We start from the raw sequence: 26,138 nt of genomic DNA on the forward strand, positions 1-26,138 counted from the left end.
GAAGGATTCGGGACGACCGAATGCTTTCCGGACGATCACATGATTCGGGACGGCCGAGCGATACAGGACGGCCGAGCGATTCGGGACAGCCGAATGACGTGGGACGACGCACCACGCGCGTGAGGCACCGGGACGACGCACGCTCGTGAGGCCCGAGGCCGTGGAGACCCCGGAAACGACACACACGCGCGCGTGAAGCCCGTCGTGGGCTCCCCGCGCGCGTGCAAGGTGCGCTCCGACGGGTCCGCGCGGACCCGTCCGGACCAGGTCAGCCCACGGTCCCCGTTGCGGGGGACTCGGTGCCGCCGTCGCCCGGGTCGTCGGTCGTCGGCGCCGTCGTCGGCGTGGTCGGCGCGCTCGTCGGAGGAGTCGTGCTCGGCGTGGGCTTCGTCGGCTCGTCGGTCGGCTCGTCCGTCGGCGCCTGGGTGTTGGTGTTCTGGGTCGGCTGGTACGACGGGGGATAGTCCGAGCTGTCCCCCGTGTTGGACGAGTCGTCCGAGGTGTCGTCGCCCGTGGACTGGTCCGTGGGTTCGTCGCTGGGCTGCTCGGTGGAGTGGTTGCTCTTGCTGGAGTGCGAGACGGTCGGCGCCGGCGAGTTGCCGTTCCCCGAGTGCGTGCCGTTGCCCATGTTGTGGTACGCGAACGCGACGCCGCCGGCGATGGCGATCACCGCGAAGAGCGCGAGGAGCCACACCTTGCCGCTGCCGCTGCCGCGGTTGCCGTGGCCCTCGAAGCCGCCGTCGTCACCGGCCCCGTAGGGCGGGATGAGCGGCGCCGGGATCTGCGTGGTGCCGTAGTCACCGGGGTGCGGCAGCGCGGCCGTGCCGGCGAAACCGGACGCCTGGCCGTGCGGGCCCTCGTGCATGGTGACCGGGCCGGTGTTCCAGGTGCCGGTGTGGCTGCCCTGGTCGTACAGCATCTGCAGCGCGTACTGGACGAGGCCGCGCATCTCCTCGGCGGTCTGGAACCGGTCGTCCGGATCCTTCGCGAGGGCGCGCATGACGAGCCCGTCGAGCTCCGGCGGCACCTCGCGGTCGACCTCCGAGGGAGGCAGCGGGATGTCCTGGACGTGCTGGTAGACCACCGACAGCGGCGTCTCGCCGGTGAACGGGGGCCGCAGCGCGAGGAGTTCGTAGAGCAGACAGCCGGTCGCGTACAGGTCGGAGCGGTGGTCGACGGCCTTGCCGAGCGCCTGCTCAGGGGAGAGGTACTGCGGGGTGCCCATGACCATGCCGGTCTGGGTCATCGTCGACTGCGCGCCGTGCAGGGCGCGCGCGATGCCGAAGTCCATCACCTTGACCGCGCCGGTCTCCGTGATGATCACGTTCGCCGGCTTGATGTCCCGGTGCACGATCCCGTGCTGGTGCGAGTAGGCCAGCGCCTCCAGGACACCGGAGACGATGATCAGCGCCTGCTCGGGCCCGGGGGCCTCGGCGTTGATCAGCAGATCGCGGATCGTGTGACCCTCGACGATCTCCATGACGATGTACGGGACGACCCCGTGCCCGACCACGTCCTCGCCGGAGTCGTACACGGCCACGACCGCGTGGTGGTTGAGCCCCGCGACCGACTGGGCCTCGCGCGTGAAGCGCGCCTTGGACACGGGGTCCTCGGCCAGGTCGGCACGGAGCAGTTTGACCGCCACCGTCCGCCCGAGGCGCACGTCCTCGGCGGCGAACACCTCGGCCATGCCGCCCCGGCCGAGCCGGTGTGTCAGCCGATACCGGCCGTCGCCGACCAGCCCGCCGTTACCCCACATCTCCGGCGCATCTGACATACCGCCGCCAGTCGCCTCGGGGTCGGACGGGCCCTGAGCGCGCTGCTGCTGTGCCATCAGTCCTCGCCGTCGTTTCTGCCCGCGGTCTGCGCGGTGGTTGTTACGGTCTCCGTCGGGCCACGCTACAGGCTTCGCGCGTGGCGCCGGTCCGAGATGAGCGTGAGTGGACCGGCCATCCAACCCGTCGGAGGGCCGTCGGTGCAATTTCCGTGTACCGGCCGTACGTCACCTGTAACGCTTCCGCGACGCTTCTTTCTCAGACGGTCACGGATCGGGCACCGAGCTTGACGTGTCCGTGCCCTGGGGCAGACTTGGCCCGGAATAAGCCAATCGATCACGGCCGCGGGGGACGCAGAAGATGAGCCAGGACGGCGCACAGGGCCGGTACGCGGGGCGCGCGGTCGCCGGCGGCCGCTACCAGCTGCGCGATCTGCTCGGCGAGGGCGGCATGGCTTCGGTGCACCTCGCCTACGACTCGGTGCTCGACCGGCAGGTCGCCATCAAGACGCTCCACACCGAGCTCGGCCGGGAACAGGCCTTCCGCGAGCGCTTCCGCCGCGAGGCCCAGTCGGTGGCCAAGCTCACGCACACGAACATCGTCTCGGTCTTCGACACCGGCGAGGATGACCTCGACGGCATGACGACGCCGTACATCGTCATGGAGTACATCGAGGGCAAGCCGCTCGGCTCGGTCCTCGACGCGGACATCCAGCAGTACGGCGCGATGCCCGCCGACAAGGCCCTGAAGATCACCGCGGACGTGCTGGCCGCCCTGGAGATCAGCCACGAGATGGGTCTGGTCCACCGGGACATCAAGCCGGGCAACGTGATGATGACCAAGCGCAACGTCGTCAAGGTCATGGACTTCGGCATCGCCCGCGCCATGCAGTCCGGCGTCACGTCCATGACGCAGACCGGCATGGTCGTCGGCACCCCGCAGTACCTCTCCCCGGAGCAGGCCCTCGGCCGGGGCGTCGACGCCCGGTCCGACCTGTACTCGGTCGGCATCATGCTGTTCCAGCTGGTCACCGGGCGGCTGCCGTTCGAGGCGGACTCCCCGCTGGCCATCGCCTACGCGCACGTCCAGGAGGAGCCGGTCGCGGCCTCCTCGGTCAACCGCTCGCTGCCCCCGGCCGTGGACGCGCTGATCGCCCGTGCGCTGAAGAAGAACCCGAACGAGCGCTTCCCGAGCGCCGAGACCATGCGGGACGAGTGCCTCCGGGTCGCCCAGTCGTTCCAGGCCGCGGCACCGAACATCGTGCCGGGCGCCCAGACGCCGAGCGGCTCGGGCGTCGGCTCCGCCGTGTTCCCGCCGGTCGACCAGGCCGCCCCGGCCCCCGGCCCCGTGCAGACGCCGTACCAGCCGGGCCCGTACGGCACGCCGACCCCCGCGCCGGCGTACGGCTACCCGCAGCAGGGCGGCTACCAGCCCCCGCAGCAGACCGCCGCGTACGCCGGGCAGCACCCGTCCACGCCTCCCCCGTACAACCTCTCGCCCCAGCCCGCCACCGGCGGCCCGGGCGGATCGGGCGGCAGCAGGAGCAACAGGTCGGTCGTGATCGGCTCGGTCCTGGTCGCGCTCATCGCGGTCGGCGGCCTGATCACGGCACTCGTCATGAACGGCGGGTCCGACGACGACAAGGGCGGTGGCGGCAAGAACACCGCCAGCTCGTCGTCCACCGCGGTCGCGGGGCACAAGGGCCCGGACACGTCGAAGACGATCGACACCGAGAAGTGCACGGACCCGACGGAGTCGTACGACGACCCGAAGAAGATCGAGGTCCCGGACTTCCAGTTCAAGAACCTCAGCTCGGTGAAGTCCTGCTTCCAGGCAGCCGGTTGGCAGATGAAGAAAGTGCCCGTGGACGAGAACACCTACGGCGAGGACACGGTCATGGACCAGTTCCCCTCGGCCGGAACGGACGTCGACCCGAAGAACATGCCCGAGATCCAGCTCAAGGTGTCCACGGGCAACCCCTCCTAGGGCCTGCCCGGCGCCCCTCGCCGCTCCGGGGGGCCTGGGTGGTCCCGCTCCGGGCGACCTGGGTGGCCGACGCACTCCGGAGGCACGTACGGGAACGGGAACGGGCCCGGCACTGGGTGCCGGGCCCTTCGTGGTGGGGTGATCTCGAATCACCGGGGTGACGGAGCGGTGGCTCCACCACCCGCGTGACTACAGGTACGGTCCGCCCGAGCGGCCTCCCGTACGGGGGTCCTCGTCGCCCTCCAGACCTCCGACACCCGGAGGAAGGGCACGGCGCATCTGCTCCAACTGGGCCCTGGCCGCCATCTGCTGGGCGAACAGGGTCGTCTGGATCCCGTGGAAGAGTCCTTCCAGCCAGCCCACCAACTGGGCCTGCGCGATCCGCAGTTCCGCGTCGCTGGGGGTCTGGTCGTCCGTGAAGGGCAGGGAGAGCCGCTCCAGCTCCTCCACGAGCTCCGGGGCGAGACCGTCCTCCAGTTCCTTGACGGAACTCGCGTGGATCTCCTTGAGGCGGACCCGGCTGGCCTCGTCCAGGGGTGCGGCGCGCACTTCCTCCAGCAGCTGTTTGATCATGCTGCCGATGCGCATCACCTTGGCGGGCTGCTCCACCATCTCCGTCACCGGGATCTCGCGGGAGTCCTCGTCCCCGGTGCCGCCGAGAGCCATTCCGTCCTGGCCGACAACCAGGATCTGAGGGTTCTCCGGCGACCGTTCGTTCCTCGGCATCTCCATGCCGCCATTCTCTCGCACCCACGTACTCCATCACGGTGGTGCCCCCCGTACACGGTGATCCACCAGCTCCGTGGGCCCAGTTGGCGAAACAGTCGGGTTCCACGCCCTCTGAAGTGCGCGAATGGCATCACTTTCGGCCGAGATGCCGGGATCACGACGTCGTGTGAGGCTGGTTGCGTCGATCACGGCACCCGTCTTGGCGAACCGTTCCGGGAGGGGGGTCACCGACGTGACTCCATGGCTGCCCATCCTGCCCACGGCCGGACTCCTCTCGGCCGTCCTGCTCTACGGCGCCGGTTCCCTCGCGAACGCCGCCCCGGCGGGCCCGGGGGTCCCCTCGTTCACCGTCTCGGCCCGCTCCGCGCGCCCGTCCTCCACCGCCCCGGCGGGCTCCGAGGGCCCCGCGTCCACCGCTCCCGCGGGCTCCCGGGGTCCCTCGTCCGCAGTGACGCCGGGTCCGTCCGCCGACGCGACCGCCTCACCGGTCCCGTCCCCCCGGGAGACCACCTCACCGGTCCCGTCGGAGCGGGGGACCGGTGTGCCCTCTCCGTCCGCCCACGGGTCCGGACCGGCGGTCCCGTCCCCCGGAAGAACCACCGCCCCGGGAGCGTCCGGCCCCACCGCCTCCGATCCGGCACGGCCCACCGCCACCGCGGACCCCTCCCACGCGGGCAGTTTCGCGGGTGAGGGGCGCGAGCGGCCCGGACGGACGGCGGCGCCCGACACCACGGACAGCCAGGACAGCCCTGCCGTCCAGGACCCGGCCGGCACCGCCGCCCCGGACCTCCAGGACACCGCCCCCGCCGCCGACACCGGGATCACGGAACCGAGCACCGTCCCCGAGCCCTCGAACGACAACGCGGCCCCCGTCCAGCAGAGCGTCGTGGGCCCCGGCGCCACGCCCGATCCGGACCTGGCGATCCTGCCGCTGGGCAGCGGCCTGGTCCTCATCGGCCTGGGTCTGGGGACGGCCTTCCTGGGCCTGCGGGTACGCCGCGGCTGAGCAGACTGCCGCGGGGCGCACGCGCAGACCCAGGGGCACACGCGCGCAGGCCCAGGGGCGCCGGATCCTGGGCAGACGGTCCCTCTGGGGCGGGAGTACCCGGTCAGACGGGCCCTGGAGCGGGAGTCCCCGGAGGAGCTCCAGGGACGGCGGCCCCCGGAGCGGGCTCCAGGGAGCGACACGCCCTAGGGAGCGACGAGCAGCACCTTTCCGATGTGGCTGCTCTCCTCCAGCACCCGGTGCGCGGCCGCCGCGTCGCTCATGGGCAGCTCGCGGTCGACGACCGGACGGACATGGCCGGAGTCGATCAGCGGCCACACGTGCTCGCGCACGGCCGCCACGATCGCCGCCTTCTCGCCGAGCGGCCGGGCACGCAGCGAGGTCGCGCTGATGGCGGCGCGCTTGTTCAGGAGGGCGGCGATGTTCAGCTCCGCCGTGATGCCGCCCTGCATGCCGATGATGGCGAGCCGGCCGTTGACGGCGAGGGCGCGCACGTTCCGGTCGAGGTACTTCGCCCCCATGTTGTCGAGGATGACGTCGGCACCCGCCCCGCCGGTGGCCCGCTTGATCTCCTCGACGAAGTCCTGCTCGCGGTAGTTGATCAGGATGTCCGCGCCCAGCTCCGCGCAGAAGTCGAGCTTCTCCTTGGTGCCCGCCGTGACCGCGACCTTCGCGCCGACGGCCTTCGCCAGTTGGATCGCCATGGTGCCGATGCCGCTGGAGCCGCCGTGCACGAGCAGGGTCTCACCGGGGCGCAGGTGGGCGACCATGAAGACGTTCGACCAGACGGTGCAGGTCACCTCGGGCAGCGCCGCCGCCTGCCGGACGTCCAGGCCCGTCGGCACGGGCAGCAGCTGCCCGGCGGGGACGGCGACCTTCTGGGCGTATCCGCCGCCCGAGAGCAGCGCGCACACCTCGTCGCCGACCGCCCAGCCGACGACGCCCGCACCGACCGCGGCAATGCGCCCCGAACATTCGAGTCCGGGATGGGGGGAGGCGCCGGGCGGCGGGTTGTACAGGCCCTGGCGCTGCAGCAGATCGGCGCGGTTGACGGCGCTGGCCACCACCTCGACCAGCACTTCGCCCTCGGCCGGCACCGGATCGGGAACCTCGTCCCACACCAGCGCCTCGGGCCCACCCGGTTCAGGAATCGTGATCGCGTACATGAGAGGGACGCTACTCCTGGAAGGTTCCGCCTACTCCTGCGGCAGGGACCGGATGCCCGGCGTCGTCCGGACGGTGCGGGAGACCCGCGCGATCGTGATCAGCCGGTCCGTCGACTGCAGCGGGCCGACGTCCGGATCGTCGTATCCGAGGACGCGATGCCCCCGTACGACACTGACCACCAGGTCGGTGGTCTCCCGGGCACCCAGGCCCACCTCGGCCTTGGTGACGGGCCGGTCCACGATGTCGAGCCCGGTGCCCTGATGGATCAGGTCCTCCATCACCATGCCCGCGGCGGGAGAGAGCACGGAGAGCCCGAGCAGCCGGCCGGCCGCGCTGGCGCTGGTGATGACCGCGTCGGCGCCGGACTGCCGGAGCAGCGGCGCGTTCTCCTCCTCGCGGACGGCGGCCACGATCTTCGCCCCTCGGTTGAGCTGCCGTGCCGTCAGGGTGACCAGGACCGCGGTGTCGTCCCGCTGGGTGGCGATGATGATCTGCCGCGCCTTGTGGAGCTCGGCGCGCATCAGCACATCGCTGCGCGTGGCGTCCCCGATCACTCCCGCGTACCCCTCGGCCGCCGCCGCGTCGACGACCCGCGAGCTCGGGTCGACGACCACGACCTGCTCCTTCTTGAGCCCGGTCGCACAGACGGTCTCGATGGCCGACCGCCCCTTGGTCCCGAAGCCGACAACGACGGTGTGATCCCTCAAGGCCGCCCTCCAGCGCTTTCTCGAAAGTACCCTTGGTGCAAGACTTACCGCGCTCATGTTCTGTCGTGCACGCCCAAGGTGCCCGACAGCTCGCAAAGCCGCCGGGCACCTTCTCCTGCGAGATCGCAGGTCACTCCGCCGCGGTCAGCAACGGAACTTGACCTCGCGCCACGAACGCTCGGGCGCCGAGCGGCCGGCGCCGAGTTGCACGTGGCACCAGCGGCCGTTCCACTCCCAACCGCTCCACTGGTTGATGTAGGCATAAGCCGGGTTGTTGTAGCCGGGGTTGTCGTACCCAGGCACGTAGTTGACGGCCTGATCGATCTCCCAGGCCGTCAAGGTGACCTTGTAGGCGGATTTACAAGCATCCGTAGTCCCGTTTGCAACCTTCGCAGACAGGGCGATCTTGGCTGCCTTAATGGCTTTCGGCGCCGCATACACCCTTTTCGTCACCGCGACCTCAAGCAGCGTCAGGCCCGCACCGACCCCACATGCCTTGAGGAGGTCCGTCCCTGCTTGGGCGATACCGAGTGCCGCCGACTCGGCTTCCTCGGGCTTGAGTTCGTTCTGGGTCAGGGAACCCCGGCGCCCTTGGCACATGGCGTTGAGCCGGGTGCGGAACTCGGCCGAAGCCTGAATGTCCCTGATTGCCCAGCGGTAACCCCGGGCGTTGATGACATTGACGTATGTCTGCATACCGCCTGAGTCGGCATTGCGGTTGAGCAGAGCGCGGTACATCGCGGGCACGAATGCATTGGGCGTGCGCCACCGGTTATGGGCTTCGGCGCTGTCGCCGATCATCATGCCGGCGGACAGTACGCCGAACTTGCAATCGGCCCACATTCGGTCACGGTAGCCGGTGAAGCCACCCGGGTCCGATGGGCGCCCCAGAAATTCTCGATAGTAGTTCTCGATCTCGGTTTCGGCCTGATTCGGACGGCCGATGTCGGCACTGGCCGCTCCGGGGCCGGCCGCGACAACGGTCGCGGCCAGCACGGCTAACAGAACTGAGCGGGCAGACCGGCGAAGCCAGGAACGCAACTTGCGGTGGTTCATGCCGAAAGCCTTCCACAGCAAGATGCTTAAAACACCCTGTCCCACCTGATGATTTCCCGACCGGCTTACGGGCCCGACATGATTGAGCATCTACTTACGATCATTGACATTTTCAGATCGACTCCAGTTGCTTCGAGGTGAGGACCGGACGGTGTCTGCAAGCAGGGTCGGTAAATCAGCCGGGCTCTTCCACCGGACCGATAACAACACATCGCTGCGGTCGAAATCCGTCGCCCCTCCCCACAGTCTCACTGCTTGACCGTGGCATCACGGACCGCCGGTCGTATCCTGAGCCACTGATGCCGCACGATCCGGAATCATGGTGCCGATTCGATGGATCACCGCGGCAGGAGGCATGCAGTGACTGACGAGAAACGGCCCCCTTCTCAGACCGGGAAGTTCTCGATCCTCCGATCACTCTGGTACCGGTCGCGGGCCGAGGCCGTGGACGATGCCGAGGCCGGACGTTCCATCACGATGCCGGCCGCACGCAGCGTGCCGCCCCTTCAGCAGGTTCTACGGCGCTTGACCATGGCCCTGCTGATCCTTTTCGTCACGACGCTCGTGGTCTGGTTCGACCGCGACGGCTACAACGACAACGCGAACGGCAGCGTCGACTTCCTCGATGCCGCCTACTACGCGACCGTCACTCTCTCCACCACCGGCTACGGCGACATCACCCCGGTCAGTGACACCGCACGACTCGTCAACATCTTCATCATCACGCCCTTGCGCGTGCTGTTCCTGATCATCTTGGTCGGCACCACGCTGGAGGTCCTCACGGAGCGCACTCGCCAACAGGTGCGTGTCCACCGCTGGCGTGCCCATCTGCGGGATCACGTGGTCGTCGTCGGCTACGGGACCAAGGGCCGGCACGCCGTGGAAGCTCTTCTGGGGCAGGGCATCCGTAAGGAAAAGATCGTTGTTGTCGACCCCGAGCGAAAGGCCACGGAGGCCGCCGGCAGTGACGGGCTCGTGTCGGTACTCGGTGATGCCACCCGATCGGACACCCTTCGGAAGGCCGAATTGCACAGTGCTACCCGGGTGATCGTTGCCCCACAGCGCGACGACACCGCAGCGCTGGTCACCCTGACCGCGCGCCAACTCAACAAGCACGCAACCATCGTCGCCGCAGTGCGGGAGGACGAGAACCTTCCCCTGTTGAAGCAGAGCGGAGCCAACACCGTTGTCACCAGCTCCAGTTCCGCGGGACGCCTTCTCGGTGTGTCCATGGCCCACCCGCACGTCGCGGACGCCCTTGAGAACCTGATGACCTACGGGCGAGGACTCGACCTCGTGGAGCGCCCGGTGACCCCGGATGAGGTCGGTCGGTCACCCCGGGAGTGCACGGATCTGGTCGTGGCCGTCGTGCGCCGGAAGAAGGTCTACGACTACACCGAACCGGAGGCGGCGAGCCTCCAGGCCGAAGACCGCGTGATCTCGATCAGACAGGCAGCACCTGCCCGTCGATCAGGCTGAAAATGCGACAGAGCGTAACTTTCGCAGCCAAACGCGCTTCCTTTTATTCAATCATCACACGCGGCACGCCGGCGCACATATCCAGCCCGTGCGCCCCGGCGCTCCCCGAACCAGGAAAGAAACATGGGAGCAGATCATCGACAGCCTACGATCGGTTGCAAGTGCATCGAGTTGATCCATCGCCCAAGGCTCACCTTTCGAAGGTTGGATCTTTCGGGCAAAGACGTGGTCATGCAACCGGGCCATCACCGATCGCACCACGCACGACTGGAACCTCGGCGGCAAGAGACCAGGGTTGCCCGGCTTTCCAGTGCGATGGAAGTGAGTCGACAGACCTGTCGACAAGATCCAGTCACATTGAGCCACGCACAGACTCTTGCCGGTTCCGTGGCAGTTGAACCTAAGGAATGTCGACTTCCGCAAGACGCGAGGAGAATAAGAGCAAATATTTCACTACCCAAAACCCCCTTGTTCGACTCCAAGATGCTTCCGTGCGCCCCCCGTGCACCCGTCCAAGCGTCGTGTAACGAAGCCTTGCCACGGCAATAAGCTAGATCCGGGGAAATGCTCCGCACGAATCAAGGAGGTTGAAGCTACATGTCGAACGGCAGGTCTGTCAGGGAATCTGGCACGATGGCTGGAATCACGATCCTTGCCTGCCTGGCGTCCATCGTCCTCACCCTTGCCCTGGTACGCATACCAGGACTGCAGTCCGCACAAAGCGGTAACGCAGGTCAAGCTTTTGGGGCAGCACCGGGGGCCACTTCGATCGTCGTCCTGGTCTATGTGGCGCGAAGCTTTAACCGGCAACGCGAGGAGACGAGGATGCAACGAGAGTTTCTTGAGTCCCAACAATCGGAGTTGATGGCACAGAAGCAGGCTGAACTCATGGCCGTGCGGGACGACGCACGCGTCAGCAACGAATGTGCCATGAAGGTGGCAGAAGCAGCGATCCGAGGGCAACATCACTCACTGATAACCGCGGCCATCGAAGATCCCCTGCTCGCCGACGTCTGGCCAGGCTACGGACCAGACGTTTCGAATGAGACCCGCAAGCAGTTTCTGTACGCAAATCAAATAATCTCGTTCGAGTGCATGGCATACGCATTAGGTGTATTCAACTGCACCGAGGCAGAAGAGATGATGTACCACCTGTTCGAGAGCGCCCTGCTCAGGTCGTTCTGGGAGAAGACCCGCGCAGGGCGCAGCCAAGCTACTCCCCACGGCGGCAAGATGCAGAAGTTCTACGACATAGCAGAACTCGCATTTCAGCGCCGAATGGCCGAACAGCAGGAGGCCTGAGGGAACCAGGCCCCCGAGTCACATCACTCCCGCCCCGGACGATTCCACCCAGCACTGACCGCAAGGGCCCTGGGGAGAACCACGAGATGCTCTCCCGGCCCCACTCTCGGCCCCTGAGGAAGTTGCCCGTACAGCTCTTCCGGCGCTTGTGTGCCGATTACGGCAAGGTCTCCGTTTGGCAGCTCATAGATTGCCGGACAGTTGAGCTCGGTGCCACAAGCGCTGGATGCCAGCAAGGAAATTTTAGCCACGCCCGAAACGCTAGCATATCGCCTGAAACGCCACCATATTGAATGATTTACTCCGTTTGAGTCGCACTCACCCCATCAGCGTGGCGCACGTTTAAATACTGTCCACACAAAACCGGCGAGGTAAGCCGACAGGGCCCTTCATGTCGGTCGTGTCGTCGCCCGGAAGTTTCACGTGAAACACTCCCCGCTCGGATTCATGCCGTTCACGCCCCCGATCGGCCCGGACGAAACACGCACGCCCGGCCGGCTCAGGCGAAGCACGCTTCGATCCCCGTGACGGCCCACGGCAGATCGATGAGCTCCAGCTCCTGCCCGGCCCGCGCACCACCCGGCGGTACGACCGCGAGGGCGTCGGAGGCGGCGATGCCCCGCAGCATCGCCGGGCCGCTGTAGTGCAGCGGCACGGCCCGTTCGCCGCGCAGCGAGACGGGGATGAGCCGGGTGTCGTACGGGTGTCCGTGCACGGCTTCCCCGAGAGGCAGGGTGTACGGCTCCGGGGCCGTGCGTCCGGCCAGGGTGCGCAGCAGCGGCTCGGCGAGCGTGAGCAGTCCGGAGACGGCGGCGAGGGGGTTGCCGGGCAGGCCGACGAGGTGCTGGTCCTCCCGGGTGCGGGCCAGCAGCATCGGGTGTCCCGGCCGCACCTTGACGCCGTCCACCAGCAGTTCGGCGCCGATCCGGCGCAGGGTGGGGTGGACATGGTCGACGGGACCGCCCGCGGTACCACCGGTCGTGACGATCAGATCGGCCCGGGAGCCGGTGATCGCCTTGTGCAGCGCCTCGGCGTCGTCGCCGAGCCGGCGCACCGCGACGACCTCGGCGCCGAGCGCCCGAAGCCACGGCGGCAGCAGGGGGCCGAGCGCGTCCCGGATGAGCCCCTCCCGGGGCAGCCCCTCGGTGAGCAGCTCATCGCCGAGGACGAGCACTTCGGCGCGCGGTCGGGGAACGACGGCGAGCGTGTCGTACCCGGCGGCGGCCGCGAGGCCCAGCACAGCGGGGGTGACCAGGGCTCCGCTCGGCAGCAGCTGGTCGCCGCTGCGGCACTCCTGGCCACGCGGGCGGATGTCCTGCCCGTGCGCGAGCGCCAGGACTCCCCGTGGACGGACGGAGCCGGGCGTCTGCGCCACGCTCGCGTGCAGCCGTCCCTTGTCGTCGAGGCGGCCGTGCTCGCTGCGCAGGACGGCGGTCGCGTCCCGCGGGACCCGCGCCCCGGTGGCGATCCGGACCGCCTCGCCGTCGCCGAGCCGCTCCGGCTCCGCGTGCCCGGCGAGCACGCCGTCCTCCCGCACCTTCCAGGGCCCGGGTCCGGCGACCGCCCAGCCGTCCATGGCGGAGGTGTCGAAGGAGGGCAGGTCGGTGAGCGCGGTCAGGGGGGCGGCAAGGACGAGGCCGAGGGAGGCGTCGAGGGGGACCGGGACGGGCGTACGGCGGGGCAGGGAACGGGCGGCCCGCGCGGCGATGCTTCGGGCCTCCGGCCACGGGGTGGACCGGTGACGAGCATGCTCGCCCTTGCCGCTGTCCTGGGCACCGGGCGCCGGGACCGCCGCCTCTTCGGTTCCCTGGGGGCCCGGGACGGCACGCTCCGCCCGGCCGGGCTCGCCGGGTGCGCGGGCGCCCGTGCCCTTGACCAGGGCGAGCGCCTCCTCGACGTCGAAGTCGTCGGCGTCCTGGTCGTCGCGGCTGTCCTGGCTGTCCCGGGTGGAGCGGGCGGCGGTCATCCGGCGTCCGGCTCGGCGGCGGGCGGGGCGGGGGTGGCGGGCGACGCGGCGTCCGGGCGGGCCTCGGGGGTGTCCTCGTCGGCCCAGCGGAGCGCGAGCGCGGCGGCCTTGCGGGCGGCCTCGGCGACCGCTTCCGGTCCTCCGCCAGCCCGCGCGGCCGCGTATCCGACGAGGAACGTGGTCAGCGGCGCGGCCGGCCTGGCGACGCCGTGCGCGGCGTCGCGGGCCAGGTCGAGCAGAACGCCGGTGTCGACGTCCAGGTCGATGCCCAGCTCGTCCTTGACTGCGGAAATCCATTCATCCAGCACGTGCCCATGCTCCCTGATGCGCGCTCGAGCGGCGGCGATGTCGTCCCAGGTGTCGCAGTCGAAGGATGCGACGGGGTCGGTGATGCGAGTGAGGTCGAGCGCGGCGACGAGCCGGCGCAGCGGCAGTCCGGCGAGGCCCCCGTGCGCGGCGGAGAGCACGGCCAGCTCGCGGCGCAGCGCGTCCGCGCGGTAGACGGCCACGAGCGGCTGATCCCGCCCACCGGTATCGGTGAGGAGGACTCCGTCGGGGCGGGTGCCCTGCCTGTCGGAGCTGGTGCCGTGCCTGTCGGGGCCGACGGGGTGACCGCCGGGGCCGGTGTGGTGCCCGTCGGGGCCGGTGCCGTGCCCGACGTCGGCGGTCTGCCTCTCCGAGCGGGTGCCACGGCCGTCCTGGCCGGTGCCGGGCTCGTCGTCGTGGGTGACCGGTCCGTCGGGAGCCGGGCGGAGTGTTTCCGGTGCGGGCCGGGTTCCGTGTGTGCCGCCGGTGCGGAGGGTGTCCAGCAGGCGCCGGACCGTCTTCTCCTCCAGGAACGGCAGGTCGGCCGAGAGCACGAGGACGTACGGCGCCACGGTGTGCCGCAGCCCGGCGTCCAGCGCGGCGAGCGGTCCCCCGCCCGGCGGGTCCTCGCGGGCCCACTCCACGGGGCGTGCCGTGGGCCTGGGGCCGGCCACGACCACGGTGCGGCCGGCGTCGGCACACGCGGCCAGCACCCGGTCCAGCAGGGTGCGGCCGCCGACCCGCACGCCGGGCTTGTCCTCGCCGCCGAGCCGTCGGGCAGCGCCGCCCGCGAGCACGACGGCGTCGTAACCGGCATCGAAGTACCCGGCGTCGGCGGCGGCGGTGTCCCGCGGATCACGGCTGCCCGGTCCCCCGGTCGTGCCCTCGGGCTCGTACGCGGTCATGCCCCGAGTATGGGCGCCGAGACAATCGGCGCCACCCCCGGGGCACGGCAGGGGCCCGGGCCGACCGGACCCCACGTCCTACAGAGTCCGCAGCAGCACCGCCGGCTGTTCCACGCAGTCCGCCACGTACCGAAGGAAACCGCCCGCCGTGCCACCGTCGCAGACCCGGTGGTCGAAGGAGAGCGAGAGCTGGACGACCTGACGCACCGCCAACTCGCCCTGGTGGACCCAGGGCTTGGGGATGATGCGGCCGACGCCGAGCATGGCGGCCTCGGGGTGGTTGATGATCGGCGTGGAGCCGTCGACGCCGAACACACCGTAGTTGTTCAGCGTGAAGGTGCCGCCCGTGAGGTCCGCGGGCGTCAGCGTCCCGGTCCGGGCCGCCTCGGTCAGCCGGCCGAACTCCGCGCTCAGGCCCTCCGCGTCGCGGGTGTGCGCGTCCCGTACGACGGGAACGACGAGCCCGCGCTCGGTCTGGGCCGCGAAGCCCAGGTGCACCTGGTCGAGCCGGACGATCTCACGGGCGTCCATGTCGACGGTCGAGTTGAGCTCGGGGAAACGGGCCAGCGCCGCGGTGCAGATCCGGGCCAGCAGAGCCAGCAGGGAGATCTTCGGCCCCCCGGCCGCGTTCATCGCCCTGCGGGCCTGCATGAGCTCGGTGGCGTCGGCGTCCACCCAGCAGGTCGCGTCGGGGATCTCGCGCCGGCTGCGCGAGAGCTTGTCGGCGACGGCGCCGCGGACGCCCCGGAGGGGGACACGGACGCCCTGCGGGGCCGAGCCCCGGGAGACACCGGCCGCACCGGGCACGACCGAGGCGATGTCCGCGTACGAGGTCGCCTGTTCGGTGAGGCCGTCGTACGAGGGCGTCGCGGTGCCGGACGGCCGGAGCCGGCCGGTCGCCGCCGCACGCAGCGCGTACTCGACGTCGGCCCGCAGGATGAGCCCTTGGGGACCGGAGCCCTCCAGCTCCCGCAGGTCCACGCCGTTCTCCCGGGCGAGCCGTCGCACCAGGGGCGAGATGACGGGCACGGGGCCGTCGCCCCGCGCCGGGGTGACGCCGTTCCGGGCGGTCCGTGCCACAGCCGCGGCACCGACGGGTTCGGGGCGGCCCGGCCGGGCGGGTGAAATACCCCTGTCCGCCGGGGCCGGGGCGCCGGACGGCCCGCCGGCCGGGGCACCGCCCGCGGGGCGTACCCTCCGGCGCCGCGCCGGGGGCGCTCCCGTGCCGTAGCCCACCAGTACGTTCCCCGAGCCCTCGTCGCTCCGGTCGTCCTGACCTGTCCCGGCGTCCTCGCCCACAGCCGGGGCGCCGACGGCGACGGTCAGCAGCGGTGCCCCGACGGGCAGTTCCGTGCCCTCCTCGCCGAAGCGGGCGGTGACCACACCGCCGTAGGGGCAGGGGACCTCGACCATCGCCTTGGCCGTCTCGACCTCGACGACGAGCTGGTCGACGGCGACGACGTCACCGACCTCCACCAGCCAGCGGACGATCTCCGCCTCGGTGAGTCCCTCCCCGAGGTCGGGGAGCTTGAACTCCAGCACCTGTGCCATCAGCCCTGCGCCTCCCATTGCAGACGTCCCACGGCGTCCAGGATCCGGTCGACGCCGGGCAGGTGGTGCCGCTCCAGCATCGGCGGCGGATACGGGATGTCGAACCCGGCGACGCGCAGCACCGGCGCCTCCAGGTGGTGGAAGCAGCGCTCCGTGACGCGGGCCGCGATCTCCCCGCCCGGTCCGCCGAACCCGCTCGACTCGTGCACGACGACGGCTCGTCCGGTCCGCCGCACCGACGCCGCGACCGTCTCGTCGTCGAACGGCACCAGGGAGCGCAGGTCGACGACTTCGAGGTCCCAGCCCTCGGCCCGCGCCGCCTCGGCGGCTTCGAGGCAGACGGGCACGGACGGTCCGTACGTGATCAGCGTGGCGCTGCGACCCTCGCGCCGCACCACCGCGCGGCCTATCGGCTCGACGGCCGACGGCTCGTCCGGGTTCCAGGAGTCCTTCGACCAGTACAGCCTCTTCGGCTCCAGGAAGACCACCGGGTCGTCCGAGGCGATGGCCTCCCGCAGCAGTCCGTACGCGTCGGAGACGGTCGCGGGCATGACGACGTGCAGGCCCGGGGTCGCCATGTAGTACGCCTCGGAGGAGTCGCTGTGGTGCTCGACGCCGCCGATGCCGCCGCCGTAGGGGACGCGGATCGTGATGGGCAGGGGCATGGCGCCCCGGGTGCGGTTGCGCATCTTCGCCACGTGCGAGAGGAGCTGCTCGAACGCCGGGTAGGCGAACGCGTCGAACTGCATCTCCACGACCGGCCGCAGGCCGTACATGGCCATGCCGACCGCCGCGCCGAGGATGCCCGCCTCGGCGAGCGGGGTGTCCGTGCAGCGGTCGTCGCCGAACTCCTTGGCGAGCCCGTCGGTGACCCGGAAGACGCCGCCGAGGGTGCCGACGTCCTCGCCCATGACGTGGACGGAGGGGTCGGCGGCCATGGCGTCGCGCAGGGCGCGCCCGAGCGCCTGCGCCATGGTGGCCGGTTTGAGGGCAACCGTGGTCATCGCCCGGCTCCTTCCGGGCCGTGCGGGCCCGCTCCGAGCGTGCCGTCCGCCTCGGCGTCCAGCTCCGCTCTCAACTGGCTCTCCTGCTCAAGCAGTTGAGGAGTGGGTCGGGCATACACATGGGTGAACAGGTCCATGGGGTCGAGCACCGGGTCCTGGTTCATGCGCTCCCGCAGGTCCGCGGCCATCGCCTCGGCGTCGTCGCGCACCGCCTGGAGGGCGGCCTCGTCGAGCAGTCCGCGCTCGGTCAGCTCGCGCTCCACCAGGGCGACGGGGTCGTGCGCGCGCCAGGCCTCGACCTCGGCGTCGCCCCGGTAGCGGGTGGCGTCGTCGGCGTTGGTGTGGGCGTCGATGCGGTACGTCACGGCCTCGACGAGGGTGGGACCGCCGCCCGCACGGGCGTGGGCGATGGCCTCGCCGAGGACCTGGTGCACGGCCACCGCGTCGTTGCCGTCGACCAGGCGTCCCGGCATCCCGTAGCCGACGGCCTTGTGGGCCAGCGACGGGGCGGCGGTCTGCTTGGCGAGCGGGACGGAGATGGCGAAGCCGTTGTTCTGCACGAGGAAGACGACGGGGGCCTGCCACACGGCGGCGAAGTTCAGCGCCTCGTGGAAGTCGCCCTCGCTGGTGCCGCCGTCGCCGACCAGGGCGAGCGCGACCACGTCGTCGCCCTTGAGGCGGGCGGCGTGCGCGAGGCCCACGGCGTGCGGGAGCTGGGTCGCGAGCGGGGTGCACAGGGGCGCGATCCGGTGCTCGCGCGGGTCGTAACCGGTGTGCCAGTCGCCGCGCAGGAGCGTGAGGGCCTGGACGGGGTCGAGGCCGCGGGCGACGGCGGCGAGGGTGTCGCGGTAGCTCGGGAAGAGCCAGTCGCGCTCCTCCAGCACGAGCGCCGCGGCGACCTCGCAGGCTTCCTGCCCGGTGCTGGACGGGTACACGGCGAGACGGCCCTGCTTGGTGAGAGCGGTGGCCTGGACGTTGTACCGGCGGCCTCGCACCAGCTCCGTGTGCAGACGGCGCAGCAGGGCCGGGTCGACCTCGGCGGCGGCATCGGTGCCGAGGACGCGGTGGGGCAGCGCGTCGGGCAGCAACGGCGCGGGGTCGGTGCGGGGCTGCCAGGCGGGCGGCGGCGTGGGCCGGTAGGCCCCTCGCTGCTCCATGACCGTCATGACGGCACCTCCTCGTGGGAGCGGCTTCGGACGCGGCACGGATGTGACGTGTCCCACCTACCGATTGTTCGGTCGTCGGCACATTTTGGCTACAGGCGCCGCCAGGCTGTGGACAAACGGTTCTGCGCAGCCTCAGATGGATGCAGTACGTCCATGGTAGGGAGGCGGGGGGACATGGCACCTGAACAAATGGCCGAGCCGCCGGAGGCCGGACCCTCCGTGCCGCCCGCCCGTCCGCTCGACGCGATCGACCAGGACATCCTGCACATGCTGCAGGCGGACGGCCGTGCCTCCATACGTTCCGTGGCCGAGCGGGTCCATGTCTCGCGGGCCAACGCCTACGCACGGATCAACCGCCTCATCGAGGACGGTGTGATCCGCGGCTTCGGCGCGCGCGTCGACCACGAGCGCGCGGGGCAGGGCACATCGGCCTACATCACCCTCAAGATCGTGCAGAACTCCTGGCGCACGGTGCGGGAGCGGCTGAGGGTGCTGCCCGGGGCCTCGCACATCGCCCTGGTGGGCGGCGACTTCGACGTCCTTCTCCTGGTGCACACGCCGGACAACCGGGCGCTGCGCGAACTGGTGCTCACCCGGCTCCAGGCCATCCCGGAGGTGCTCAGCAGCAGGACGCTGCTGGTGTTCGAGGAGGAGGACCTGGAGCCGGAGGGCTGACGCCGCCGGGCCTCCCGGCCCCACGGATCCCCGCCGGACCCGGGACCGCAGCACTTCAGCCCTGAAGCGCTCCGCCTCGGCACCACAAGCCCTTGGGGCCCAAGAGGCCCGCCCGGCCCATGCGTCACCGGCCCGGCGGCCGGCCTCACGGCTCCTGCCGGAGCCCCCCGAAGACCAGCACCACCACGGCGTCGGCCACCTCCCGCGCGCCCATGCCCCGGGCGTCGGGGCGGTACCACTCCACGAGCGAGTTGATCATTCCGAAGACCAGCCGGGTCGCGAGCCGGACCTCCACGTCACCGCGTACGTCCCCGTCGGCGGCCGCGGCCTTCAGGAGTTCGGCGACCCTGTGGTCGAAGTCCCGGCGCCGCTCCAGGGCCCACCGCTCGGTGTCCGTGTTGCCGCGCACCCGCAGGAGCAGCGTCACGTAGGGCAGCTCGGACGTGAGTACCTCGACCATGCGCCGCACCACGTACTCCAGGCGCTCCACGGCACGTCCCACGCGCGCGTGCTCCTCGTCGAGGATCTCGAAGAGGCCGTCCAGAGCCCGGCTCACCGCACGCCGCAGCAGCTCCTCCTTGCCCGAGACGTGGTGGTAGATCGACGACTTGGAGATGCCGGCCGCCTTGGAGAGGTGCTCCATGGAAGTGCCGTCGTAGCCGCGTTCGTTGAAGACCCGGACCGCGACGGAGAGCAGCGTCTCGGGGGTGTACGTGTCCCGCTTGGCGGTGGTCACTGGGTGCCCTCCCGCTTCTCGGTGGCGTACGCGTGGCGGTAGAGCGCCAGCGACGGGGCGTAGCGCCCTGAGGGGTCGCGCACGTGCAGTTCGTCCAGGACGTCGTACGACCAGCTCGCGCCGAGCCTGCGGCTCCACTCGAAGGGGCCGAGCGGGTAGTTGACGCCGAGGCGCATCGCGGTGTCGATGTCCTCCTCGGTGGCCACGCCCTTGGCGACCGCGTCGTACGCGAGGTCGACGATCCGGGCCACCGTGCGGGCGACGATCATGCCGGGGCAGTCCCCGATCACGCTGACGTCCTTGCCCAGCGCCTGGAAGAGGCCGATGGCCTCGGAGAGGGTCTGGGGGGCGGTGTCCTGGGACGCCGACAGGGCGATCCGGGTGGCCTTGCGGTAGTCGAGCGCGAGGTCGAAGTAGACGACGTCACGGAACTCGACCGAGGTCTGGCCGTCGGCGAGGACCAGCTGCCCGCCGCTCGGCAGCACCAGACGGGTGCCGTGGTCCTCCTCGTCCTCCCGGACCTGGATGCCCGCCTCGCGGATCAGGGCGAGGACGTCGGCGGCGGGGCCCAGGTCGCCCTCGGCGACGACGTACGCCGGCGGCTGCGCCTTCTCCGCGGTGTGCGGCTCGGAGGCCTCGGCACCGTCCCCGTAGTCGTACCAGCCGTGTCCCGTCTTGCGGCCGAGCCGGCCCGACTCGACGAGCCGCCGCTGGGCGAGCGAGGGCGTGAAGCGCACGTCCCGGAAGAAGGACCGCCACACGGAGTGCGTGACGGATTCGTTGACGTCCTGGCCGATCAGGTCGGTGAGTTCGAAGGCTCCCATCCGGAAACCGCCGGACTCGCGCAGGACCGCGTCGATGGTGGCGGGGTCGGCCGCCTGGGACTCGTGGACCGCGAACGCCTCGGCGTAGAAGGGCCGGGCGATGCGGTTGACGATGAACCCGGGCGTGTCCGCGCAGGCGACGGGCGTCTTGCCCCAGGCGCGGGCCGTCTCGTACGCGCGCGTGGCCGACGTGACGTCGGTCGCGAACCCGGAGACGACCTCCACCAGGGGCAGCAGCGGCGCCGGGTTGAAGAAGTGCAGCCCGAGAAAACGGCCTGGGTTGCGCAGCGCGCCGCCGATGGCCGTGACGGACAGCGAGGAGGTGTTGGTGGCCAGCAGGCAGTCGTCCCCGACGACGTCCTCGAGGTCGCCGAACAGCTTCTGCTTGACGTCGAGTTGTTCGAGGACCGCCTCGACGACGAGCGCGCAGTCCGCGAGGTCGGCGAGGCTCTCGGCAGGCCGGAGCCGCTCGCGCGCGGCGTCCCGGTCGGCGCCGGTGAGCCGGTCCTTCGCGACGAGCCGGTCGAGACGGGCGCCGATCGCTTCGGCCGCCGCAGCGGCACGCCCGGGAACGGCGTCGTAGAGCCGCACGGGGTGGCCCGCCACCAGCGCGACCTGGGCGATGCCCTGGCCCATGGTGCCGGTGCCGACGACTGCCACGGGGCTGCTGAGGTCGAGTGCTGTCATGTGCGCGATCCTCCCGCACGCCGTTTTCCACAGATGCGGCGGACCCCCTTGTCCCGACCGATCGTTCGGTTACTCTAACTCTGACTGTCCATTCCTGCCCAGCTCGCGAGCTCGACGAGGAGCTCTTGAGACAAGGAGTTGGTCCTTGATGGCCGCCGAACTCACCGCGCACCAGCTGATCACCCAGCACCGGCCCACCCTGGATCAGGCGCTGGAAGCGATCCGCACCCGCGCGTACTGGTCCCCGCACCCCGAGCATCCCAAGGCGTACGGCGAGAACGGCAGCCTGGGCATGGCCGAGGGCAAAGCCGCCTTCGACGCCCTCCTCGGCACCCGTCTCGACCTGGGCCAGCCCGGCACGGACGACTGGGTCGGGGGCGAGGTCTCGCCGTACGGCATCGAGCTGGGGGTCACCTACCCGCACGCGGACATCGACGTCCTGCTGCCCGCCATGCGCGCGGGACAGCGCGCCTGGCGCGACGCGGGCGCGGAGATCCGCGCCGCGGTCTGTCTGGAGATCCTCAAGCGGATCAGCGACCGCACCCACGAGTTCGCGCACGCGGTCATGCACACCAGCGGCCAGGCCTTCATGATGGCGTTCCAGGCGGGCGGCCCGCACGCACAGGACCGCGGCCTGGAGGCGGTGGCCTACGCCTATGTGGAGCAGGTCCGCACCCCCGACACCGCGGAGTGGAGCAAGCCCCAGGGCAAGCGCGACCCGCTCGCGCTCACCAAGCAGTTCACCCCCGTCCCGCGCGGCATCGCGCTGATGATCGGCTGCAACACCTTCCCGACGTGGAACGGCTATCCGGGCCTGTTCGCCTCGCTGGCCACCGGCAACGCGGTCCTGGTGAAGCCCCACCCGCGCGCGGTGCTCCCGCTCGCGCTCACCGTGCAGGTCGCGCGCGAGGTGCTGACCGAGGCGGGCTTCGACCCGAACCTGGTGGCGCTCGCCGCCGAGCGTCCCGGCGAGGGCATCGCGAAGACGCTGGCCACCCGCCCCGAGATCCGCATCATCGACTACACCGGCTCCACCGCCTTCGGCGACTGGCTCGAGGCCAACGCCCGCCAGGCGCAGGTCTACACGGAGAAGGCCGGCGTCAACACGGTGATCGTGGAGTCCACCGGTGACTACAAGGGGATGCTGTCCAACCTGGCCTTCTCCCTGTCGCTCTACAGCGGCCAGATGTGCACCACCCCGCAGAACCTGCTGATCCCGCGCGAGGGCATCTCCACGGACGAGGGCCACAAGTCCTACGACGAGGTGACCGCCGATCTCGCGAAGTCGGTCGGCGGACTCCTCGGCGACGACGCCCGCGCGAACGCCCTGCTCGGCGCCATCGTGAACCCGGACGTGAAGGCCCGGCTGGAGGCCGCCGCCGGACTCGGCGAGGTGGCCCTGCCCTCACGGCAGATCGAGAACCCGGAGTTCCCGGGTGCCGTCGTGCGCTCACCGCTGATCGTGAAGCTCGACGGCGCGCGCAAGTACTGGGAGAACGCCGGAGGCGACGATGAGGCCGCCTACATGAGCGAGTGCTTCGGCCCGGTCTCCTTCGCCGTCGCGGTCGACTCGGCCGCCGACGCCGTGGAGCTGCTGCGGCGCACCACCCGGGACAAGGGCGCGATGACCGTCGGCGCGTACACCACCGACGAGGCGTTCGAGCGCGAGGTGCAGGAGGCCTGCCTGGAGGAGTGCGCCCAGCTCTCCCTGAACCTCACGGGCGGGGTCTACGTCAACCAGACGGCCGCGTTCTCGGACTTCCACGGCTCGGGCGGCAACGGCGCGGCCAACGCGGCACTGTGCGACGGCGCGTTCGTGGCGAACCGCTTCCGGGTGATCGAGGTACGCCGCGAGGCGTGAGCCCCCTGGGGTGTCGTCCGGCCCTGACGGCACCCCTACGCCGGTGCGCCCCCCGCGGCGCTCCAGTGGAACAGCGTCATGGCCACACTGGTCGCGAGGTTGTAGCTGGAGACCTGGGGGCGCATCGGCAGTGACACCAGGTGGTCGGCCCGGGAGCGCAGTTCGGCGGACAGCCCGCTGCGCTCCGAGCCGAAGGCGAGCAGGGCGTCGTCGGGAAGCTTCGTCCCCCGGATGTCCTCGCCCTCGGGGTCGAGCGCGAACACCGGGCCGGCCGGCAGCTCGTCCACCGTCAGGCGTTCCACGGCGGTCGCGAAGTGCAGCCCGGCCCCGCCGCGTACGACCGTGGGGTGCCAGGGGTCGAGCGTGCCCGTCGTGACCACGCCGGTCGCGCCGAAACCCGCCGCGAGCCGGATCACCGCACCGGCGTTGCCGAGGTTGCGCGGATTGTCGAGGACGACCACGGGCGCGCTGCGCGGCGCCCGGGCCAGCGTCTCCAGGTTGGCGGCGCGGGAGGGACGTACGGCGAGAGCCGCCACCGAGGTGGGGTGCGGACGCGGTACGAGGGATGCGAACACCGCCTCCGGGACCTCGGCCAGCAGTTCGTCGAGAGCGGCGCGTACGTCGGGGGCGAGTTCGTCGGCCAGTTCGAGGACCGCCGGCCGGCCGGTCGTGACGGCGACCGGGACGCGCGCCCCGAAGCGCACCGCGTGCTTGAGGGCGTGGAAGCCGTCGAGCAGGACGGAGTCGTCGAAGAGCTGGCGCCAGACGCGTACCGGGTCGTTCATGCGGTGAAGCCTACGTGCGGGTGCTCGGGCTCCTCCGGAACGCCCGGTCCGGGCTCCCGGGGCCCCGGAACCTCCCGGCCGCCGCCGGGAAACAGCCGGTCACGCGCGCGCGTGGCCCGTCCGCCCAGGCGCCGCAGGAAGGACGTCGGCAGGAACACGGAGTCCGCGGCGATCATCGCGAGCGAGAAGAACGGCAGCCCGAGGACCACCGCGATCACGGCGTGCTCGGTCATCATGGCCGCCAGCAGGACGTTCTTGACCCGCCGGTTGAACAGGGTGAAGGGAAAGGCGACCTGTACGAGGACCGTCCCGTACGTCACCAGCATCACGATCGTTCCGTGCGCGGACAGCAGGTCGGACAGCGCCGGCCACGGGGAGAAGGACTCCAGGTGGAGCGGGTAGTAGACGGCGGTGCCGTCCTGCCAGCGCGAACCCTGGATCTTGTACCAGCCGGCGGTCGCGTAGATCAGGCACGCCTCCGCCATGATGATCATCAGGGCCGCGTTGTGCACGAGGTTGGCGACGACGTCCAGCAGGATGCGCGGCTCCGCGGCGCGGGCGAACCGGCCGACCGCCCACCACAGGGCCTGCACCGCCCACAGTCCCCAGAAGACCGTGAGCCAGCCGCCCAGGACGCCCCCGTCGATGCGTCCGGCGCCCGTCGCCACCGCCAGCACGATCCCGAGTCCCGCCCACAGCGCGGGGCCCACCCGGTCGGGCCCGGTCCGATCGCCACGCGCGTGTGTCTCGCGGGCGAGGCGGTCCCGCCGCGCGTCGAGGGACCACACCTGGGCACAGCGGGTGAACACCAGGTAGATCGCCATCAGGTGGAGGACGTTGTCCCCGCCGTCCCCGACGAAGACACTGCGGTTCTGCAGGGACAGCACGCCGACCATGAAGAGCACGGACATCGCCCGGGTCCGCCATCCCACGAGCAGCAGGGCGGCGGTGAGGACGGCGAGGGCGTAGACGGCCTCGAACCAGACCTGGCTGTGGGACCACACCAGGACCGTGAAGGCGTGGTTGCTCGCCATGAGCTGCCGGGCCAGGTCCCAGCTCCAGGGTGCGTCGGGCCCGTACAACTCCTGGCGGTGGGGGTACTCGCGCAGCAGGAACAGCAGCCAGGTGGCGGCGAAGCCGATACGGATCACGGCGCTCTGGTACGGGCCGAGAGCGGACTCGGTGACCCGGGCGATGCCCCGCGCGACCGTCGGAGCGAATCGGTTCATCGGGCGCTCGCCTCCGTCGGTCCGTCCGCGCGGTCGCTGCCGGGAACGGCCCACCAGGGCAGCTCACGGACGGCGGGCCGGTCGGACACCTTCTCGTCGCTCCACCGCGGAGGCGGCACGTCGGTGGTCAGCGAGCGGAACTGGACACGTTCGACGACGGCGCCCTCGCCGCCCGCGTGCTCGCGGTCGAGGCGCAGCACGCCGATGCGGCGCAGATAGCTCTCCGAGAGGTCACCGCGCAGGCCCACGGGACGGTTCTCGCCGTCGTGCGTGCCGACGTAGAAGTCCCAGGCGCGGCGCAGTTCGTTCTGCTGGGTGTGGCTCGGCAGCGGGTTTCCGTCGATGGCCTGTCCGTCGAGCGCTGACAGGTCGTACCAGCCGGTCTCCCGGCTGATGCCGTCCGCCGTGCGCACCAGGGCGCGGACCTGGACCGCGATGTCCTGCTGCAACGGGTTGGGAGCGAAGAGCTTCCAGTTCTGCTCGAACTCGGGGTAGATCCAGTCGTCGATCGCGCGGCCGTGCTGTTTCGTCACCGTGTTCGAGGGCGCGACGTGCAGGAACACCATGCCGAGGTGCACACAGGCGACGACGGCCACGAGGGCCAGGGCGAGGGCGGCGGCGATCTGATGAGGCAGGGGGAGGGCCGCGAGGCCGGCGGGAGTCGCGTCCCCCGGACAGCCGGGTTCCCCGGGGTGCTCCGGGAACGCGGTCGCGCCGGACCGCGGGGGAGGCACCGCCCCGGTTCCGGCCGGTTCGGCTCCAGTCGGCTCGGTTTCGGCAGGCTCGGCTCCGGCCGGTTCGGTTCCGTCTGGCTCGGTTTCGCCAGGCTCGGCTCCAGCCGGCTCGGCCTCGCCAGGCTCTGTCCCGGTCAGCTCGGTGCCGGCCGGCTCGGTGCCCGGATCGGCGACGTCCTCGGACGCGGATTCCACCCGCCCCGCGGAAGCGGCACCCTCGGACTCGGCGCCCTCGCGCTCGTCGTCTCCGGGATCGTCGTCCCCTGGCTCCGGGAAAGCCTCCGCCCCGGGCCGCGGACGGACGGTCCGCGCACCACTGGTGGGCCGCTCACCGGCCGCCGCCTCACCCGCCGGCCGCGGGCCGGGCAGCGGCGTACCGCCGGTGGCACCGCCCGCGGCACCGCCGGGCGCGCCGCCCTCGGGCGCGACCGAACCCGGCTCCCGCTTCGAGCCCTCGTCCCTCGCGTCCATCCCGCCCCGATCCACGATCCCGGATCCGACT

General features: G+C 70.9%; 20 protein-coding genes and 1 pseudogene. 6 read left to right on the plus strand and 15 right to left on the minus strand.

Translation table 11 applies throughout. The features are described from left to right. Positions 1–268: 268 nt before the first annotated feature. Positions 269–1,834, minus strand: coding sequence for a protein kinase (locus tag ACH4S8_RS22985; RefSeq protein WP_398396881.1), 1,566 nt, complete (start codon positions 1,832–1,834; stop codon positions 269–271). A gap of 301 nt (positions 1,835–2,135) precedes the next feature. Here ACH4S8_RS22985 and ACH4S8_RS22990 point away from each other — a divergent pair, with 301 nt between their 5' ends. Continuing rightward, on the plus strand, positions 2,136–3,761 hold the full coding sequence (locus ACH4S8_RS22990) for a protein kinase (protein ID WP_398396883.1): 1,626 nt from the start codon (positions 2,136–2,138) through the stop codon (positions 3,759–3,761). A gap of 189 nt (positions 3,762–3,950) precedes the next feature. On the opposite strand, the gene ACH4S8_RS22995 is transcribed toward ACH4S8_RS22990, so the two are convergent. Continuing rightward, positions 3,951–4,493 (minus strand): bacterial proteasome activator family protein, encoded by a 543-nt coding sequence (locus ACH4S8_RS22995; RefSeq protein ID WP_328554481.1) that lies wholly within the window; start codon positions 4,491–4,493, stop codon positions 3,951–3,953. Positions 4,494–4,722: 229 nt separating this feature from the next. Here ACH4S8_RS22995 and ACH4S8_RS23000 point away from each other — a divergent pair, with 229 nt between their 5' ends. Further along, the gene (locus ACH4S8_RS23000) at positions 4,723–5,496 is read left to right on the plus strand and encodes a hypothetical protein (protein ID WP_398396886.1); all 774 of its coding nucleotides are present in this window, start codon (positions 4,723–4,725) and stop codon (positions 5,494–5,496) included. 185 nt (positions 5,497–5,681) lie between these two features. Here the strand turns inward: ACH4S8_RS23000 and ACH4S8_RS23005 are convergent, their stop codons facing one another. The 3 genes and pseudogenes from ACH4S8_RS23005 to ACH4S8_RS23015 form a co-directional block, all read right to left on the minus strand. Then, entirely contained in the window at positions 5,682–6,662 is a 981-nt protein-coding gene (locus ACH4S8_RS23005; RefSeq protein WP_398396888.1) for an NAD(P)H-quinone oxidoreductase, read from the minus strand. A 30-nt stretch (positions 6,663–6,692) separates the two neighbouring features. Further along, a pseudogene (locus ACH4S8_RS23010) lies at positions 6,693–7,385 on the minus strand (potassium channel family protein); the annotation flags it as partial. Between the two features lie 129 nt (positions 7,386–7,514). Then, positions 7,515–8,426: a DUF4214 domain-containing protein gene (locus tag ACH4S8_RS23015; protein ID WP_398396890.1), complete on the minus strand. Its 912-nt coding sequence runs from the start codon at positions 8,424–8,426 to the stop codon at positions 7,515–7,517. A gap of 360 nt (positions 8,427–8,786) precedes the next feature. Between ACH4S8_RS23015 and ACH4S8_RS23020 the strand changes: the two genes are divergently transcribed. After that, the gene (locus ACH4S8_RS23020; RefSeq protein ID WP_398396892.1) at positions 8,787–9,905 is read left to right on the plus strand and encodes a potassium channel family protein; all 1,119 of its coding nucleotides are present in this window, start codon (positions 8,787–8,789) and stop codon (positions 9,903–9,905) included. Positions 9,906–10,502: 597 nt separating this feature from the next. Then, on the plus strand, positions 10,503–11,207 hold the full coding sequence (locus ACH4S8_RS23025) for a DUF6082 family protein (RefSeq protein ID WP_398396894.1): 705 nt from the start codon (positions 10,503–10,505) through the stop codon (positions 11,205–11,207). A gap of 499 nt (positions 11,208–11,706) precedes the next feature. On the opposite strand, the gene ACH4S8_RS23030 is transcribed toward ACH4S8_RS23025, so the two are convergent. The 5 genes from ACH4S8_RS23030 to pdhA all read right to left on the minus strand — a co-directional run bounded on the left by ACH4S8_RS23030 (position 11,707) and on the right by pdhA (position 18,105). Further along, a complete protein-coding gene (locus ACH4S8_RS23030) occupies positions 11,707–13,173 on the minus strand; it encodes a molybdopterin molybdotransferase MoeA (RefSeq protein WP_398396896.1) in 1,467 nt (488 codons plus the stop codon). Beyond that, entirely contained in the window at positions 13,170–14,384 is a 1,215-nt protein-coding gene (locus tag ACH4S8_RS23035; RefSeq protein WP_398396898.1) for an NTP transferase domain-containing protein, read from the minus strand. The genes ACH4S8_RS23030 and ACH4S8_RS23035 overlap by 4 nt, the downstream gene beginning before the upstream one ends. A gap of 78 nt (positions 14,385–14,462) precedes the next feature. Continuing rightward, positions 14,463–15,935 carry a dihydrolipoamide acetyltransferase family protein gene (locus ACH4S8_RS23040; RefSeq protein ID WP_398396900.1) on the minus strand — a complete coding sequence of 491 codons (1,473 nt, stop codon included), beginning with the start codon at positions 15,933–15,935 and terminating at the stop codon, positions 14,463–14,465. Further along, the gene (locus ACH4S8_RS23045) at positions 15,935–16,939 is read right to left on the minus strand and encodes an alpha-ketoacid dehydrogenase subunit beta (protein WP_398396902.1); all 1,005 of its coding nucleotides are present in this window, start codon (positions 16,937–16,939) and stop codon (positions 15,935–15,937) included. Before ACH4S8_RS23045 ends, ACH4S8_RS23040 begins: the two co-directional genes overlap by 1 nt. Continuing rightward, on the minus strand, positions 16,936–18,105 hold the full coding sequence (pdhA, locus tag ACH4S8_RS23050) for a pyruvate dehydrogenase (acetyl-transferring) E1 component subunit alpha (protein WP_398396904.1): 1,170 nt from the start codon (positions 18,103–18,105) through the stop codon (positions 16,936–16,938). The genes ACH4S8_RS23045 and pdhA overlap by 4 nt, the downstream gene beginning before the upstream one ends. A gap of 189 nt (positions 18,106–18,294) precedes the next feature. On the opposite strand from pdhA, the gene ACH4S8_RS23055 reads away from it, so the two are divergent. Further along, positions 18,295–18,780 carry an Lrp/AsnC family transcriptional regulator gene (locus tag ACH4S8_RS23055; RefSeq protein ID WP_385397672.1) on the plus strand — a complete coding sequence of 162 codons (486 nt, stop codon included), beginning with the start codon at positions 18,295–18,297 and terminating at the stop codon, positions 18,778–18,780. A 145-nt stretch (positions 18,781–18,925) separates the two neighbouring features. Here the strand turns inward: ACH4S8_RS23055 and ACH4S8_RS23060 are convergent, their stop codons facing one another. Both ACH4S8_RS23060 and ACH4S8_RS23065 read right to left on the minus strand, forming a co-directional pair. After that, the gene (locus ACH4S8_RS23060) at positions 18,926–19,516 is read right to left on the minus strand and encodes a TetR/AcrR family transcriptional regulator (RefSeq protein WP_398396906.1); all 591 of its coding nucleotides are present in this window, start codon (positions 19,514–19,516) and stop codon (positions 18,926–18,928) included. Next, positions 19,513–21,027, minus strand: a complete 1,515-nt coding sequence (locus ACH4S8_RS23065) for a 3-hydroxyacyl-CoA dehydrogenase (RefSeq protein ID WP_398396908.1) — start codon at positions 21,025–21,027, stop codon at positions 19,513–19,515. Before ACH4S8_RS23065 ends, ACH4S8_RS23060 begins: the two co-directional genes overlap by 4 nt. Positions 21,028–21,175: 148 nt before the next feature. Here ACH4S8_RS23065 and paaN point away from each other — a divergent pair, with 148 nt between their 5' ends. Next, positions 21,176–22,888, plus strand: a complete 1,713-nt coding sequence (gene paaN, locus ACH4S8_RS23070) for a phenylacetic acid degradation protein PaaN (RefSeq protein WP_398396911.1) — start codon at positions 21,176–21,178, stop codon at positions 22,886–22,888. Between the two features lie 35 nt (positions 22,889–22,923). Here the strand turns inward: paaN and ACH4S8_RS23075 are convergent, their stop codons facing one another. The 3 genes from ACH4S8_RS23075 to ACH4S8_RS23085 are packed head-to-tail and all read right to left on the minus strand — an operon-like array spanning position 22,924 to position 26,107. Continuing rightward, positions 22,924–23,673: a TrmH family RNA methyltransferase gene (locus ACH4S8_RS23075; protein ID WP_398396913.1), complete on the minus strand. Its 750-nt coding sequence runs from the start codon at positions 23,671–23,673 to the stop codon at positions 22,924–22,926. Then, on the minus strand, positions 23,670–24,902 hold the full coding sequence (locus tag ACH4S8_RS23080) for an HTTM domain-containing protein (protein ID WP_398396916.1): 1,233 nt from the start codon (positions 24,900–24,902) through the stop codon (positions 23,670–23,672). The genes ACH4S8_RS23075 and ACH4S8_RS23080 overlap by 4 nt, the downstream gene beginning before the upstream one ends. Next, complete coding sequence (locus tag ACH4S8_RS23085) at positions 24,899–26,107, minus strand: DUF5819 family protein (RefSeq protein WP_398396918.1); 1,209 nt, start codon at positions 26,105–26,107, stop codon at positions 24,899–24,901. Before ACH4S8_RS23085 ends, ACH4S8_RS23080 begins: the two co-directional genes overlap by 4 nt. Positions 26,108–26,138 lie beyond the last annotated feature (31 nt).

This window comes from Streptomyces sp. NPDC021080 (assembly GCF_044333225.1).
Taxonomy (GTDB): domain Bacteria; phylum Actinomycetota; class Actinomycetes; order Streptomycetales; family Streptomycetaceae; genus Streptomyces.